19 protein-coding genes are annotated in these 16,019 nt (G+C 45.1%); 14 read left to right on the top strand and 5 right to left on the bottom strand.

Going from position 1 to position 16,019, the window contains the following annotated elements:
• Positions 1–77: 77 nt before the first annotated feature.
• From flgA to flgN, 3 genes are all read left to right on the top strand, one after another.
• On the top strand, positions 78–824 hold the full coding sequence (gene flgA, locus L0992_04130) for a flagellar basal body P-ring formation protein FlgA (protein XGB67881.1): 747 nt from the start codon (positions 78–80) through the stop codon (positions 822–824).
• Positions 825–1,002: 178 nt separating this feature from the next.
• Positions 1,003–1,320: a flagellar biosynthesis anti-sigma factor FlgM gene (gene flgM, locus L0992_04125; GenBank protein XGB67880.1), complete on the top strand. Its 318-nt coding sequence runs from the start codon at positions 1,003–1,005 to the stop codon at positions 1,318–1,320.
• Positions 1,321–1,382: 62 nt separating this feature from the next.
• Entirely contained in the window at positions 1,383–1,808 is a 426-nt protein-coding gene (gene flgN / locus L0992_04120; protein XGB67879.1) for a flagellar export chaperone FlgN, read from the top strand.
• 264 nt (positions 1,809–2,072) lie between these two features.
• Here the strand turns inward: flgN and flgP are convergent, their stop codons facing one another.
• A complete protein-coding gene (gene flgP / locus L0992_04115; protein ID XGB67878.1) occupies positions 2,073–2,504 on the bottom strand; it encodes a flagellar assembly lipoprotein FlgP in 432 nt (143 codons plus the stop codon).
• 9 nt (positions 2,505–2,513) lie between these two features.
• Positions 2,514–3,149, bottom strand: coding sequence for a hypothetical protein (locus tag L0992_04110; GenBank protein ID XGB67877.1), 636 nt, complete (start codon positions 3,147–3,149; stop codon positions 2,514–2,516).
• Between the two features lie 192 nt (positions 3,150–3,341).
• Here L0992_04110 and L0992_04105 point away from each other — a divergent pair, with 192 nt between their 5' ends.
• Both L0992_04105 and L0992_04100 read left to right on the top strand, forming a co-directional pair.
• A complete protein-coding gene (locus L0992_04105) occupies positions 3,342–4,475 on the top strand; it encodes a flagellar assembly protein FlgT (protein ID XGB67876.1) in 1,134 nt (377 codons plus the stop codon).
• A 139-nt stretch (positions 4,476–4,614) separates the two neighbouring features.
• A complete protein-coding gene (locus L0992_04100; GenBank protein ID XGB67875.1) occupies positions 4,615–5,121 on the top strand; it encodes a Fe3+-citrate ABC transporter substrate-binding protein in 507 nt (168 codons plus the stop codon).
• Between the two features lie 125 nt (positions 5,122–5,246).
• Here the strand turns inward: L0992_04100 and L0992_04095 are convergent, their stop codons facing one another.
• Genes L0992_04095 through L0992_04085 form a run of 3 tightly spaced genes read right to left on the bottom strand, consistent with a single transcriptional unit; the run spans position 5,247 to position 8,006 of the window.
• A complete protein-coding gene (locus tag L0992_04095; GenBank protein XGB67874.1) occupies positions 5,247–6,488 on the bottom strand; it encodes a tryptophan 7-halogenase in 1,242 nt (413 codons plus the stop codon).
• Between the two features lie 25 nt (positions 6,489–6,513).
• On the bottom strand, positions 6,514–7,587 hold the full coding sequence (locus L0992_04090; GenBank protein XGB67873.1) for a methyltransferase domain-containing protein: 1,074 nt from the start codon (positions 7,585–7,587) through the stop codon (positions 6,514–6,516).
• A 29-nt stretch (positions 7,588–7,616) separates the two neighbouring features.
• Positions 7,617–8,006 (bottom strand): hypothetical protein, encoded by a 390-nt coding sequence (locus L0992_04085; protein XGB67872.1) that lies wholly within the window; start codon positions 8,004–8,006, stop codon positions 7,617–7,619.
• Positions 8,007–8,078: 72 nt separating this feature from the next.
• Between L0992_04085 and L0992_04080 the strand changes: the two genes are divergently transcribed.
• From L0992_04080 to L0992_04040, 9 genes are all read left to right on the top strand, one after another.
• Positions 8,079–8,843 carry a beta-ketoacyl synthase chain length factor gene (locus L0992_04080; protein XGB67871.1) on the top strand — a complete coding sequence of 255 codons (765 nt, stop codon included), beginning with the start codon at positions 8,079–8,081 and terminating at the stop codon, positions 8,841–8,843.
• Positions 8,844–9,614 (top strand): 1-acyl-sn-glycerol-3-phosphate acyltransferase, encoded by a 771-nt coding sequence (locus tag L0992_04075; GenBank protein XGB67870.1) that lies wholly within the window; start codon positions 8,844–8,846, stop codon positions 9,612–9,614.
• A gap of 104 nt (positions 9,615–9,718) precedes the next feature.
• Positions 9,719–9,979 (top strand): phosphopantetheine-binding protein, encoded by a 261-nt coding sequence (locus tag L0992_04070; GenBank protein XGB67869.1) that lies wholly within the window; start codon positions 9,719–9,721, stop codon positions 9,977–9,979.
• 10 nt (positions 9,980–9,989) lie between these two features.
• Positions 9,990–10,247: an acyl carrier protein gene (locus L0992_04065; GenBank protein ID XGB67868.1), complete on the top strand. Its 258-nt coding sequence runs from the start codon at positions 9,990–9,992 to the stop codon at positions 10,245–10,247.
• The gene (locus tag L0992_04060) at positions 10,247–10,804 is read left to right on the top strand and encodes a septation protein IspZ (protein XGB67867.1); all 558 of its coding nucleotides are present in this window, start codon (positions 10,247–10,249) and stop codon (positions 10,802–10,804) included. The genes L0992_04065 and L0992_04060 overlap by 1 nt, the downstream gene beginning before the upstream one ends.
• Before the next feature lie 6 nt (positions 10,805–10,810).
• Positions 10,811–12,199 carry an AMP-binding protein gene (locus L0992_04055; protein XGB67866.1) on the top strand — a complete coding sequence of 463 codons (1,389 nt, stop codon included), beginning with the start codon at positions 10,811–10,813 and terminating at the stop codon, positions 12,197–12,199.
• Positions 12,200–12,287: 88 nt separating this feature from the next.
• Entirely contained in the window at positions 12,288–12,650 is a 363-nt protein-coding gene (locus L0992_04050) for a 3-hydroxyacyl-ACP dehydratase (GenBank protein ID XGB67865.1), read from the top strand.
• The gene (locus L0992_04045) at positions 12,643–14,442 is read left to right on the top strand and encodes a glycosyltransferase family 2 protein (protein ID XGB67864.1); all 1,800 of its coding nucleotides are present in this window, start codon (positions 12,643–12,645) and stop codon (positions 14,440–14,442) included. The genes L0992_04050 and L0992_04045 overlap by 8 nt, the downstream gene beginning before the upstream one ends.
• A complete protein-coding gene (locus L0992_04040; GenBank protein XGB67863.1) occupies positions 14,420–15,964 on the top strand; it encodes an aromatic amino acid ammonia-lyase in 1,545 nt (514 codons plus the stop codon). Before L0992_04045 ends, L0992_04040 begins: the two co-directional genes overlap by 23 nt.
• Positions 15,965–16,019: the final 55 nt, after the last annotated feature.

Raw genomic sequence — 16,019 nt, 5'->3', positions numbered from 1 at the left:
GAGCTCATCTCCATATCAAACTTTTTTGTATAAAAAGTGTTAGTCTACTGCAGGCTACGAACCACCAGAGAAACGGAATGACGTATTATAAAACAAATTTGCCACCTCTTTCCATAGCAATGTGTAGAGCTACTTTTAAAACTGTCGCTAAGTTTATCGGCATTTTATCAATATTGTTTAGTTTTTTTGTGCAAGCTGCGACCCCAGAACAAATTGAGATGATTCAGTCTGCGGCGGAGCAACACATCCTTGATACCGTTGAACAGCCACGAGGCGGCGAACTCTTTGTTAATTCAGCAAATGTTGACTCAAGAATCAAAGCAACAGACTGCCCAATCCCTCTCGAGACAAGTGCCTCAACCACTACCAATACCCGCAGCAGTATTACGGTTTTAGTGCAATGTGTTCCTGATGAGTGGCGAGTTTATGTACCGGTACGCCTTTCGATGTCAGTACCGCTTGTGACGACAACCAGAGCACTCGCGAGAGGCGAAATTGTTGGTCAATACGATGTGACCACCGCGATGATTTCTCTTAACAAGTTTCGTCGCCAAGGTTTCACCGCTCCAGAACAAGTCGTCGGTGCCAAGGTTAAAAAGAACCTAAGACCAGGAGATGTTGTTGAAAGAGGCGATATTTGTGTCGTATGTCGAAATGAGAAGGTTATCATACAGGCAGTAAAAGGTGGCATGACCATTACCACCAAGGGCACTGCACTCACCGATGGCTCAATGGGCGATCAAGTAAGAGTGAAAAATGATAAATCACAGCGTATAATTGAAGGAATTGTTACCAGCATGTCTGAAGTCACGGTTTACTTTTAACTCTTTGCTTCTAAATTGACGGTATCGTTAGTAATTTCGCTCTCAACTCTAATGCTGAAAATCACAGCAGCAGTGTTTGGTCCCTTTTCGACTATTGAGCTAAAAATTGCTAAAGTATTCGAACCCTTGGTCGATATTGACTGTACAGGTTCCCATTTTTGAAGAAAAAGGCTTAACTATGGCAGGCATTGATAATATTCGTTCAGGGCAAACCCTAACGACCACCAACCGATCAGCAGTACGCTCTGATTCTAGCTCTGAGGCATCGCGTTCTGATGTATCAACTAAATCACCAGCAAGCAAAGATGCGGTTTCTCTAAGCCAACAAGGCAAAGCGATTGGTCAACTCCATCAAGACATGGCATCACAGCCAAGCTTTGATTCTGTGAAAGTAGCAGCGATCAAAGAAGCAATTGCGAACGGTTCATACACGGTTGATCCAGAAAAACTGGCTGACAACATGATCAAGTTCGAAAACGAATTAAAAGGTCTTTAAGCACTAACCCTTAGATTAAGTGGTTAACTTAAAGCACACGAGGTTATTGATAGGTTTACGTTATGGCGGCACTAGCAGACTTAGTTAATTTTCAACTTCAAAATGCCAAAGCCTTATCTGAATTATTAAGTTCAGAGAAAACCGCGATCACGAGCCGACAATCCAATGATATTGAGCGAATCGCCAAAGAAAAAGTGGTTCTTGTCGAACAGCTAAGATCAACCGATCAACGCATCGCAGCCCATACCAATATCTCAGAGCTGACCGAGAACCCTGAACTGGCTCAGTTAGTCGCAACCATCAAGTCCATAGTGCACGATTGCCATCAAGCGAACCTGGTTAATGGCGAAGCCTTGAATCGAGCACACCTTAGCTTCAAAAAACTCAGCAATATGATGCAGCAAAGCCACGGAAAAATTGGCATGACCTACAATGCCGGTGGACAAACGCATACTATTTCTACGCTGGGAACCAACGTAAAAGCCTAGTTAAGTTAACTCTTCCTCTTCAGTAATACCCCTTAGTAGCCTTCTGCCTGTATCTGTATCTGTATCTCAGGCTATTCCTGTCGTTATTCTTTATCAAAACGTCTAGTCAGCCTTTGAATGCCCTGACAAAATCAATAAACAAAAAAGCGGCAAGTATTTTCATACTTGCCGCTTTTACATTCACATTAGTTATTGGTTGCCGATACGCCATCTGGAAAGCGAGTGGCAGCCAATATCACTGAATACTCAATTCAAACACCGAAATTAGAATAGTGTTTGTTGTCTCTTCTCAGGTACAGCCTGAACTTCACCGTAGTTACGGAGCTGATCCATCTTACGGATGTCTAACTGAAGCTCGGTCACATAGCTATCACCTACAGGGTAACTGCGCACCACTTCTGCACCACGGATAACACCATCAACCGCACCTGACGTACGTTCGGTACCAAGGCGTTGATCTTCAAGCTCCGCACGGCCGCTTACTCGCATACCGTAAACCTGTTCTGCCAATTCACGATAAGCATCGATCTTAGAGGCTCTCATCGCACGGATGCGTCTCTCTTCGTCGTTACGGCCTTTCTGTTCACTGATACTCGCGTAGCCAACAGCCACTAAGAAATCATCAGGTCTCATGCTCTGCAATGGCTGACAGCCAACAAGCAATAAAGCGGCAACAACAAACATTAACTTCTTCATCTCGAACTCCTAAGGGCGAAGAATAACAGTATAAGGCTGGCTGATCGTTGGGTCAGAACGAATGATCACGCCATCTTGAGTTCGAATACTGTTCAGAGTATCGAGGTCACGACCAATACGGTCAGCAGGCAAGAAGCCTTGTGCAGAAGCCACCACGATACGTGTTTGCATCCCAACCACACGAGCATTCACTAGAACACCGCCTTCTTGGCGAAGCATAGTACCTGTCAGGACGTATTGAACGTCTTGCTCTTGAGCTAAGTCTTTCCAATCACGGCTTAACGCAAAATCACCTTGGTGAGTAACTTGAATAGAACCCGTTGTTTTAAAATCAACCACCTTGAAGCCGCGACGCTGAAACTGATGAATGAAACCTTCTGATACTGAGTTACCGAGCCAGTTTGTTGTGTCCATGTGTTGTAGGTCAACAAACGAGGTAATCGCAATCGGCGTTCTTGCTGAAATACTCGTATTCGACACGATCAAATCTTCGGTCATACTTTCAACGAAAAAATCCATGGTATGACGAGGGCTGTCCATCAACATAAACTGACTGCCTGAATACTCAGACTTGCCGTTATAGATTGGCGAATAAGCGCATGAGGTCAATAACATGACACTCACTACTACGAGCCATTTTTTCATTCTCTTATCTCCAGATAGTTTTAGTGCTACCTGTTCCAATATGTTCTCACCATTATTCTTTTCAATGGATTACAATGTTGGAACAGTCTTTGCTTTTCATTAATGGTTCAGATTAAGAAAAACGCACTTAAGTCAGCTTCAAGCTTATAGTTATTTGTTAAGCAATATTTATACCCAACTGGTAACGAATAGATGAAAAAAATAATTTCTTACTTATTTTCAATAAGTTCACTGATAACCATAAGCTTCAATGCTCATGCCTCTTGGTATGAAGTTACCGGTACAGCAGCGATCGTATCGACAGAAGAAAGTGCAAGGGTCCACGCTCTAGAAGACGCGGTTTACAAGGCTATTCAGTTCTCAGGTGCTGATATTGGTAGTATCTCCAACCTCACGCCCTATCTAGATTCGAGCAAGAAAGAGTTCCAGTTTACCAACCACGAAGTACGCTACATCTTGGTTGATAAAGAGAGAACACGCGGTGGCAATTTAATGATCACCGCAAGGATCGACATCTACCCTTCGGCAAATGCTTGCCATGAGAGCCAATATAAGAAGACATTTTTGATCGGCAATATTGATGTGGCCTCTCCTCAACAAGCCGTGATGGGAAGAATCTATAACATCGGCGATGATTTCAGCCATGTGGTTGACAGGCAGCTAGCGCAAGAGTCTCGCAGTTTTGTTTCTGTCGGCACAACCAATTACGACATCGATAAGCGTCGACCTGAAGTGATCAAGATGATCGCTCAAGATACAGGTGCGCAGTACATCATTGGTGGCGACATTACCGACTTAACGGCGACCATCGAATCTAAACTTTTGAAAGACGATGTTATCAATCGTCAGTTTGCACTCGAGATGCAAGTGTTCGACGGTAAAACAGGTCATCAAGTTTATAATCGTAGCTATCGTGAAGTGGCAAAATGGCCATTTGCTAAGACCAGTGAAGTCGACACACGCAGCGCGCGCTTCTGGGCATCCACTTATGGCAGCATGATGCTTCGCGTCAGCCGTAATATCATGCTGGACTTGGAATCAGAAGTATCGTGTAAGATCACCCTTCCAGAGGTTGCGGCGGTCTACGGCAATACAGTGACCATTGATTTAGGCCGAATGCATGGTGTTCAGCAAGGTGACAAGCTGCAGTTGTGGCACACAGGTTCGTTTATCGACCAACGCGGTTTACCACGCAACAAGGTATCTCAGAGTGATATCACCCTAACGGTTTCTCGCGTTTACGAAAACGAAGCGGAACTGACGATTGATCAGCCAAGCCTTGCGGGAAGCATTCAAATTGGTGATGTGATGCAGAAAATCATGTAGTTAGCGACACGCTCGTCTCAGAGTTTCTAATAAAGCCTTAGCACTTTTGTTAAGGCTTTATTTTTTTCATGATGATTAGTTTCGGTTTTAACGTATTTGTCGTAACCTTATTAATAACATAATCATCATTTAGCAAACTATGAGCCAGAATAATCTAATTGGTGCTACCGGTTACCGCTTTATCTCGAAAGGTAAAACCGCTTTTAAGATCCACATTCATACGCCCGAAGACACTGTGCTGCACAGATCTGTCGGCTTTGTTCGTATGGGTGAAGACAAAGCACTGAAGAAAACCATTAAGTTAAGAGACGAGCTAGGTAGACAGCTTTGGGGTAAGTTTTGGCCTAAAGTCCTCAAAGAGCCCTACTTGATGACGCGCCTACCTCATAGTTTAGAGCCTAAAATCGTATTCAAACCCAACCCGACACAAAGTGACCCCGAGCACCGTGATGAGTGCTATATCGCTAAATGGCGTGTGTTCTCTGAGAATGGTGATTACAAATACAAAACTAAAGTGTGTTCAATCAGAAAGCACGGCCGACTTGCCGCGTACAGCCAGACCAAACGCGCACTGCTTGATGCTCACAAAGATGTGATTGATCTGCTCGTTTTTATGGGTCGATTGAACAGCATCGACTTGAAGTAACCTTCGCTCGATTGAATTGACTTCCCATATTTTCAGATACAAAAACAGCCGCATTTGCGGCTGTTTTTATTTTTAGGTTAGTCACCCTATTAATTGAAGATATTCAATCACACTGAATCGACCACCTAGCTTCGGCAGATCTCTGCCAGTGTCGTCAATCGGCGTTTTGAATCTTTCACATAAGGATTGGTTTGATCCCATGCGTAGCCCGCCAAAATAGAGCACACCATTTGCTTAATCTTCGGGTTTGGATCTTGATAGAAAATCACATCCTGCAACGTACCTGAGTACCACCCTTCGACATATGTTCTAAAGGTGTTTACGCCAACCATCAACGGATCTGCATAATCGCGTTCCCAATCAACCTTCTCACCGTTAAGCTGCTTTTCCACACACTCAACCGCAAACTGTGCCGACTTCATCGCAATCGTGACGCCCGATGAGAACACAGGATCAAGGAACTCACCCGCGTTACCGAGCAATGCGTATTTGTCTGTCGCAAGGTGCTTCACGTTAGCAGAATAGCCACCGATTTCACCCGCAGGGTTTGGGTACTCTGCGTTTGCCAGTATTTCAGCCAAACCCGGCTCTTCCATTGCCAATTGCTTAATCGCGGCGATCTTGTCTTGTGGGTAAGATTCAAAGAACTTAGGTTCGCCAACCACACCAAATGAAGACACACCGTTGCTAAACGGAATCAACCAATACCAAACATCAGGGTTGGTTGGGTGCACAGAGATAAGAATTTTATTGCGGTCATATTCAAGAGCGGTATCCACCTCTGCAATATGATCGTTGATGTGCGTAAAAATAGCTTTACGAGGTGGAAGCGATGACGGCTCTTCCAAATCAAGCATTTTCGGTAGTACTCGACCAAAGCCGCTGCCATCCAAAACGTACTGCGCTTCTAGCTGATAGCGTTCTCCATCAACTACTTGAACCTCTAAAATGGTACTGTTGTCGGTGAAATTAATGCCCATCAACTCATGTTGGTAATCAATAGCGACACCTTGCGCCTCGGCAGTGTCTGCTAACACTTTATCAAAGGCGCCGCGCTGAACCTGAAAGGTAGTTCCCGGCCCAGCAGAGAACTTATCTTCAAAGTTGAACGCCGTGTACACACCATTCTTACGAAAAGCTGCGCCATCTTTGTATTGGAAGTTGGCGTTGATTACTGCATCCGTCATGCCAGCCTGTTCAATCACTTCCATACAAGCAGGTAACAGGCTTTCGCCAATAGAAAAGCGCGGAAATACGCTCTTTTCAATCACTCGAACATCGATGCCTTTTTTATGAAGCAAAGACGCAGCAATAGACCCTGATGGCCCAGCTCCGATGATCACTACTTGAGTTAACAGTTTTTTCATTAATTTAAGCCATGTTTGTTATTTTTTATTGCGCGCCAGCTTTCAATTCAAGCAGTGTATGACCAAGACCGATATCGTCGGTACGTGTCACCACTTCAAAGCCAGCTTCTTTAACGATCTCTAAGAAGTCTTCACTGCGGTAAAAACGGCTGTTGCCATTGGCTAAGCACGTAAAGTACAGCGAAGTCGCATTTAAGCTATAAGAAGCCGCATCGTATTTCTGTGCATCCCAGAACAGTTCAAGGATATAGACCGTCGCTTCTTCTGACATATGAGAGCGAACACGCTTTAATATGCTCAGAATCTCCATTGGCGAGAAGCAATCAAGGAATTGGCTCATCCACCATACATCCGCACCTGTCGGCAGCACTTGCTGTTTGTCGAGCATGTTGGCAGGGAATGGCGTCACTCTATCTTGATGACCATGTTGCTTAGCGTTTGCCATTGCCATTTCTAACTGCTGCGGAAGATCGACAATGGTGACTTCAACGTCTGCATCGTGGTTGCAACACCGCATTGCCCACTTACCTGTGTTACCGCCAATATCCACCAGCGATTTAGGTTTCTTGCTAAAGACTTTCTCGAGCAATACAGGGAATGAACGATCGGAATAGAAGTGATCAAATTTGAACCAGCTCTCTTTTGCTTTTTCTGGCAGTTGAGACAAGCCTTGGTAAATGGTTTCCCAATCACCTAGCTCTTTTAAACCCGCAGGTGTGCCTTCTTCAATCGCTTCGGTAAGGTGCATCATCGCCGCGTAACATACATCGGCAGTGAAATCCATGTTTGCGTTCGTCATGCCATCGTGCAAAAGGTAGAAGCCAAGGTTAGCCATTTTGTAGTTAGGCTTTTCCCAAGTCACAATATGAGCACTCAACGCCATATCGAGCAGAACTTTCACGCCGTACTCGGATACTCCGGTTAATTCAGAAAGCGTCTCTGCTGGTAAACCATCACTGCCCGTATCATCTAAGGCTTTTAAAATACCTAAATCCCGAAGTGTACGAGCAGTATGAAAAACAATAGGAGCGAAAGACAATTTTTGAGCTTCTGTTTTTGCTTCTAATGCATTGAATGGATCTAATTTATATTCCGACACGAAAAACCTAACTTTAAAATAATAGAGGGTTACTCTGCAGCAATTTGTGCAAGCTTACGTTTAATATCAACGTTTAAGTTATTAACCCAGCGGTTGTAATTACGGTGTATTTCACCATCGTCATACTTCAAATTCTCTGATTCAACGTAAAGAATAGAGTAAAACTTATCGCTATAAGGAATTTCAACCACAGCATGGTGTGAGCGAACATACAACTCTGCACGGATCAAGCCAGGCTTTATTTCTGAAACCAACCAGCCTCGATTCTCAGCCGACTCATAAATAGTTGATTTCACCTGTTTACTTTGAAGATTAAGTGCAACTGGAGTATCCTCAACATTCATTACAGGTTGGACACGTCCACACCCTGCAAGAACGAATATGAATAACATTGAAACGGCTATTTTTAGTAATTTCATTTAAATTCCTTATCTGTGTTTATTTATAAGCACGCATAGTATTTAGTTAGACCCAAAGCAAATCAATACTCTATGTCAAATCAGTCCCAATTAATGTCGTTTAATATTGAGAAATGGTCCGCAAATTCTGCCGGTCTCAATTCCGATGCCGAATGGCAAGCGTGGAGCACTCATTTAGATTGGCCACAAGATGGCTCAACTGAATTCAAAGCGATCCCTCCTATGATGCGTCGCCGAATGAGCCTGCAAAGTAAGCTTGCTGTTCAAACCGCATTAACACTATTAAAAGACACCTCGATTGATTATCTGGTTTTTGCTAGCCGACACGGTGAACTGCACCGAACAGCAACCTTGATTCAGTCGATATTGGAAGGTGACGATGCCTCACCAATGGCCTTCTCACAGTCGGTACACAATACCGCAGCCGGGCTAACCACCATTGCCGCAAAAGCGCCGATTCCATTGACCTCTATTGCAGCTGGGCAAGATACTTTCCATAACGCTCTGATTGAAGCCTATCTTTACCTTCACCAATACCCGTCGCATCGTGTGTTAGTTATCGATTTCGACCAACCTCTACCTGAGCTCTACCAAGAGTTCGAAACTCAAAGCTATGCCGACTATGCGCTGGGCTTAGTGCTCACTTCTGGTAATGACTACTCGGTATCAAGAGCGGTATCGTTATCAAAAGCCGTAACCAGCGAAAACTCAGTAGCTGAATTGCCTCAAGGCCTGCAAACACTGCAGAACATCCTTCAGAACTCACAGAGCTGGACAGTGGCAGGCAAACACCAAGATTGGACTTGGGTAAATAACGCAAAAGCCGGAGCAGTATAAATGAGTAAGGTCGACCAATATTGGCGAGTATTCGCGACAGGCCTCTGCTTTACTATCTTCGGTTTAGGTGGCTTAGTGCTTAGCTTCTTGATCTTGCCATCGATCGCCCTCATCACGTCAGACACCATTCAACGAGAGCTTAAGGCTCAGCGATTGATTCGTTTTTCATTCAATGCGTTCTGCCAGATCATGAAATTCACTGGCGCAATTAATTATCGAATTGATGGTGCGGAACTACTGCGTGAAGATCGCAACTGCATCATCGTCGCCAATCACCCAAGCTTGATTGACTATGTACTGATCGCCTCTCAGCTTCCTCAATGTGATTGCCTCGTTAAAGCGGCCATTTGGGAAAATCCATTTATGAAAAGGATCGTCAAAGCGGCAGGTTACATACCGAATCAAGCCCCTGACGACCTTTTAGAACGCTGTGAAGAACGTTTTTCACGTGGCAATGTACTGCTTGTTTTTCCCGAAGGAACTCGCACAACGCCCGGAATTGAACCATCCTTACAACGTGGTGCGGCGCAAATTGCGACTCGAACACAAACCGATTTACGCGTGATTCATATTACAGTTTCTCCGACATTCTTAACGAAAGAAAAAAAATGGTATCAAGTTCCTGCTACGAAACCCTTTTTTCATGTCGCGGTGAAAGGTAAAATAGAAGTCGCACCATTTATTGAGAATTCGAATAATTTAACTTCGGCAGCAAGACGCCTTAATCATCATCTTGCACACACTATTTTCCCTTCCGAAGAAAACATTTAGTTCCTCAATTTAACAGCAGGCGATATCAGCATTTCGAAAATACCTCGCATAATGTAGAATCGCCCCCTTAAAGCAGCATTTAGATAAAGCATTAAGTAGGCCAAATGGAAACATTACACAACGAACTGAAACAACTGATCATCGACGCATTGAACCTTGAAGATATGAGCATCGATGAGATTGAAACGGAAGCTCCACTATTTGGTGATGGACTTGGATTAGATTCTATTGATGCGCTAGAGCTTGGTCTTGCTATCAAGAAAAAGTACAACATTGTTATCGATGCCGACGACTCAAACACTCGCCAGCATTTTGCATCGGTTGAAAACCTAGCGAACTACATCTCATCTCAAACGAACAACTAGACAGATCTTTATGACACAAGCTAACCAACAAGAAGTATACAACCAGGTTAAAGATGCGCTTATCGAGCTGTTCGAGCTTGACGCTGAAGATATCACGCCTGAAGCTCATCTTTATCTTGATCTAGACCTAGACAGCATTGATGCGGTTGATTTGGTCGTTCATCTACAGAACGTAACAGGTAAGAAGATCAAGCCTGAAGAGTTCAAAGCAGTACGCACCGTTAATGACGTTGTAGAGTCTGTGGTTGAACTATTGAAGGACGCATAATGCGTCCTCTGCTGACTTTACTGTCGGCAATCATACTTTTCACTTATCCAATAGCGGTTTACTTTGGACTCAACAAGTTTGGCCTACAAACCGTTGGTATTGCCTTGGCCGCTATCTTTGCTGTCCGCATTGTCACCGGCGGTCAGGCTAAAATCAAAGAGCTAAAACACCTAGCTTGGATCAGTGGAAGTGCCGGTATTGTTCTGCTGACCTTAGGCTTAGCCTTTAAGCAACATGGCTGGCTAACTTATTATCCCGTTATCGTTAATGTTTGTATGCTGGTCGTATTCGCTTCAAGCCTATGGCAACCACAAACGATTATCGAGCGCCTTGCTCGCCTTCAAGAGCCTGAACTTCCGCAAAGTGGCGTTGATTACACGCGAAAAGTCACCAAAGTTTGGTGCTTGTTCTTTGTTATCAATGGCTCTATCGCCCTTTACACCTGCTTCCAACCTCTGGAAATATGGACCCTCTACAATGGCTTACTTAGCTATTTGTTTGCTGGGTTGCTCTTTGCAGGAGAGTGGATAGTAAGACAGCGCATTCGTCAGAGTTAAATTGTTATGACCCAAACCGTATCTTACACCTCGTTGTCTGAACTTCTTAGCCAAAACAGAGCCCCTGAATCTATTGTCTGCTTTGACGACAATAGTGAGATTACGTGGCAGATCTTTAACGACGACTTATCTCAATTCGTGCACCTTTTATCTTCATCCCCTTTTCAACGAGTTGCGATTTGTACCCAAGATAGCTACCTATTTTCGGTGGCATTTCTGGCGTGTGCAGCAGCCAACAGACACATCATCTTACCGGGCAACTACCAGCCTTGTGCGCTTGCGGAGTTAAATGAACAGTTTGATTGCCTGCTAGTTGATGACTCGATTGGCGAAGTTGAGGTGAGTGACGTTCGCAATATCCAAACTTTATTGGACTCAAGCACCGAAGTACAAAAGCCTCTAACCGATGACCTTACGACCATTGATTTGGCAACAGTCCCATTAACGCTGTTTACTTCAGGTTCAAGTGGCACGCCAAAAGCGATAGATAAAACGTTAGAACACCTAGATATTGAGACCGCTCAGTTACACAAAAACTGGGGCGAATTACTCAAGGGAAACCGAATCCAAAGCACCGTTTCGCATCAACATATCTATGGTTTACTGTTTCGAATCTTATGGCCGCTATGCTCTGGGGTGCCATTTGCTCGACACAACCTTGAATACCCGGAACAGATCTTATCTCACGCAAATAAAAACTGTGTGCTGATCAGCAGCCCAGCGCTACTCAAACGATTAAAGCATGAGACCAACAAGGTACAACTTGCAGGAGTCTTCTCTTCGGGAGGTCCATTGCCTACCGAGTCCGCTCATCAGTCACGAGATCTACTTGGTCATTTACCTATCGAGGTGTTTGGCAGCACAGAGACTGGCGGTATAGCCTTTCGTCAGCAAGAAAACGCTCAAACCCCTTGGCAGCTTTTTGACTGTATTGAGGCTAGTCTCAACAGTGAGAATTGCATTAAGTTATTGTCGCCGTATATCGATAAGAACAACTGGTATCAAACCGCTGATGAGTGCGAAATGGTCTCAGAGAATCAATTTATATTGAAGGGCCGAACCGACCGAGTGATCAAGATAGAAGAAAAACGAGTATCACTGGTTGAAGTCGAAAAGCGACTTGAGCAACTTCCTTGGATAAGCGAATGTGTCGTCATTCCATTTGAAGAACCGGAACGCTTAATCTTGGCGTCGGTTTTGGTATTATCAGATGAAGGCCAAGCGAAACTCGCCACCATGAGTAAAGGTAAATTCTGGTTGATGCTGCGTTCAGAACTCAGAAATTGGTTAGAGCCAATCGCTATCCCAAGAAAGTACCGTATTGTTGATGAGATTCCTCTCAACAGCCAAGGTAAGCGATTAACATCTCAGATAGAACAGCTAATAAAATCATAGAAACCGCTGATCGTATTTTACACTGAGATTATCTTTTTATATTTTTGTCAAAGAACCAATATTTGCCCAAGGATTCTAAGCACACCCTATGGATAAAAGAAAACCAAACATCATTGCTGTAGACACGGTAGAGAATGAATCGACCCTGACACTTCATGTTAGCGCAGATATCACCGATTTTAAGGGGCACTTCAAGAGCTTCCCTATTCTACCGGGCGTCACGCAAATCGATTGGGCACTTCACTACGCTGTCCAAGAGCTAAACGTCCCTAGTTTCTTTAAAGGCATGGAAGTCATCAAGTTCCAAGAGCCTATCCTGCCTGATGCAACAATTCAGCTATCACTCAAATGGGATGCTGACAAAGACAAGCTGAGCTTCAGTTACACCTCAAACAACGGTGAACAGACCCACTCTTCAGGCAAAATGAAGCTGGGAGAGAAAAGTGAATAGCACTCCCGTCGAGGCTACTTCTCAAGACCCAACAGAAGAAAGCAGCTACAAGGCTTGCTTCCTTATCCCGTGCTTTAACCATGGCGCAACCATGCCTGCTGTGATCTCGTCGCTCCATCACTTTGAGTTGCCGATCATCATCGTCGACGATGGCAGTGAATTCACCACAAAACAGTTTCTGGCTCCCCTTGCAGAGAACTCAAACGTAACCTTGGTGACGCTTGAACAGAACCAAGGCAAAGGCGGTGCTGTAAAGGCCGGAATCAAAAAAGCACAACAACTCGGCTTTAGCCATGCCATTCAGGTTGATGCTGACGGACAACACGACCTTGAAGCCTTACCAGCATTGATTGAGGCCTCACAAGCTAGGCCACAACGTCTGATATCAGGCCAGCCTGTCTACGACGAGAGTGTGCCTAAGGCAAGGCTCTACGGGCGCTATGCGACACACATTTGGGTATGGATAGAAACCCTTTCTTTATCAATTAAAGACAGTATGTGTGGCTTTAGAGCGTACCCAATCAACCAAACACAAGCGGTGCTTAGCAAATACGATGTTGGTTCGAGAATGGATTTCGATATCGAAATTCTAGTTCGCCTGTATTGGGAAGGTTGCGACATCGACTTCGTTGAAACTCGAGTTATCTATCCTGAAAACGGCATCTCCCATTTCGATGCATTGTGGGATAACGTCAAAATCAGCTGGATGCATACGCGTCTGTTCTTCGGCATGCTACCAAGAGCACCCAAGCTGATCGCTCGCCATTTCAAATCTGATTCAGCTGATAATAACCAAAGTTTACCGACGGGTTTAGAACCGCAAACTTCTGAACAACCACACTGGTCTCGCACTCAAGAACGCGGCACAGTATTAGGCATCAAGCTGTTATTGGCCATTTATACCTTGTTAGGCCGTGGTGTGTTCAACCTCATTCTGCGTGGTGTGATGCGTTACTACCACTTAACGGGCAAGCGCGCGCGAAACGCTTCTGAGCAATACTTGTTTCAACTGAAGGCGTACGCAGAGCAGCAGAACATAGAATTACCCGCCGAGCTAACCAGTTATAATCACCTGCTTTCGTTTGGGCATACGATGCTCGACAAGCTTGCGGCATGGAAAGGCGATTTCTCAGCAGACAACCTCACTATTCATGGCCAAGACCGATTCGAAAATATGGTGGCAAACCAACAAGGTGTACTGATTTTAGGCTCACACCTAGGCAACATCGAGTTGTGCCGCGCTTTAGGTCGCAGACACTCGAACATCAAAATCAATGCTTTGGTTTTTACAGAACACGCAGAGCGTTTTAACTCAGTTATGAAAGCCGTGAACCCACAGTCGGATCTAAACCTGATTCAAGTGACTTCAATGGGGCCTGATACGGCGATCTTGTTACAACAGAAGTTGGAGCAAGGCGAGTGGATTGTGATTGTTGGTGATAGAACTTCCACCAGCAAGGAGAGCCGCTCAGTATGGGCAGAGTTCTTAGGTAAGGAAGCCCCGTTCCCTCAAGGGCCATTTATGTTAGCCTCTGTACTCAAGGCACCCGTATTTTTGCTATTTGGGTTACGTGACGATTCACAAGCAAAGCCGCACTTTAATGTCTATTTCGAGCATTTTAGCGACAGAATCGAACTACCTAGAAAGACACGCGAACAATCTTTAAAGCAAGTCGTTCAACAATACGCAGATCGACTTCAGCACTACACACTGAAAGCACCGCTTCAGTGGTACAACTTTTTTAATTTTTGGACATTGAGCAAGCACCATGACGAAAAAGAATCCAAATAGCATCACCTTTGGTGCCGAACGCCTCACGATTGAGGACGTTGTCGCTATCTCACAAGGCGCTAAAGCCTCGATGAACTCAAGTGAAGCATTCACATCTAAGATCGACCGTGGTGTCGCTTTCTTAGAACGCCTACTGAAAGAAGAAGGCGTAATTTACGGCGTAACGACGGGTTACGGTGACTCTTGTACGGTTGCGATTCCGCCAAGCCTTGTCGATGAACTGCCCCTGCATCTAACGCGCTTCCACGGTTGTGGCTTGGGTGAAATACTGTCTCACGAGCAAGCGCGCGCAGTATTAGCAACGCGCCTGTGTTCGTTATCACAAGGCGTATCTGGTGTGACTCACGATCTACTTAACCAGATCGTTACCCTGATCAACCAAGACATCTCACCGCGTATTCCTCAAGAAGGATCGGTGGGAGCCAGTGGCGACTTAACACCTCTGTCTTACTTAGCAGCCGCGTTAATTGGTGAGCGTGATGTCATCTACAAAGGTGAAGTGCGCCCAACCAATGACGTCTACAAAGAGCTAGGCATCAGCCCTATCAAGCTTAAGCCGAAAGAAGGCCTGGCATTGATGAATGGTACATCTGTAATGACGGCATTAGCTTGTATCGCTTATAAACGCGCGGAATACCTAGCTCAACTATCAACTAAGATCACGGCTATGGTATCGGTCGGTATGCACGGCAATGACTTCCACTTCGATGAAGCGCTGTTCGCAGTGAAACCTCATCCAGGTCAACAACAAGTTGCAGCATGGCTGCGTGATGACTTACAAGCGGATCGCCCACCACGTAACAGTGACCGCCTACAAGATCGTTACTCTTTGCGCTGTGCTCCACATGTTATCGGTGTGGTTCAAGACTCTCTGCCTTGGCTCCGCCAAATGATCGAGAACGAGCTAAACAGTGCTAACGACAACCCAATTATCGACGGCGATAACGAGCGCGTATTGCACGGTGGACACTTCTACGGTGGTCATATCGCAATGGCGATGGATACGCTAAAAACCGCCGTAGCCAACCTTGCAGACCTGCTTGATCGCCAAATGGCGCAGCTAATGGACTACAAGTTCAATAACGGCCTGCCATTTAACCTAACGGGTGCTGAAGGTGAGCGTAAGCCAATCAACCACGGCTTTAAAGCGGTACAAATCGGCGTGTCAGCTTGGACAGCAGAAGCATTGAAACACACCATGCCTGCAAGCGTATTCTCTCGCTCAACTGAGTGTCACAACCAAGACAAAGTGAGCATGGGTACTATTGCAGCTCGTGACTGTTTACGCGTTCTAGAGCTAACCGAACAAGTAGCGGCAGCTTCACTTCTGGCAGGTACGCAAGCGCTTGAGCTTCGTAAACGCCACAATGAGCTTGATGAGCACCACATGAGTGAGAATCTCAAGCACATTCGCGACGAAGTACTGAAAGAGTTTGAGTTTATTGTCGAAGACCGCCCGCTGGAAGGCGATCTACGCCACTTTATTTCTCGTATTCAAAATCAGCACTGGTCACTTTACTAAAAGAACTTTACTCATAGAGTAGTTAACTTCACAAAGTAGCTGCCCCTTTACGCAA

The organism is Vibrio pomeroyi (assembly GCA_041879425.1).
Lineage (GTDB): Bacteria > Pseudomonadota > Gammaproteobacteria > Enterobacterales > Vibrionaceae > Vibrio > Vibrio pomeroyi_A.
The sequence above is the reverse complement of the archived record's forward strand: the minus strand, read 5'-3'. Positions and strand labels throughout refer to the sequence as shown.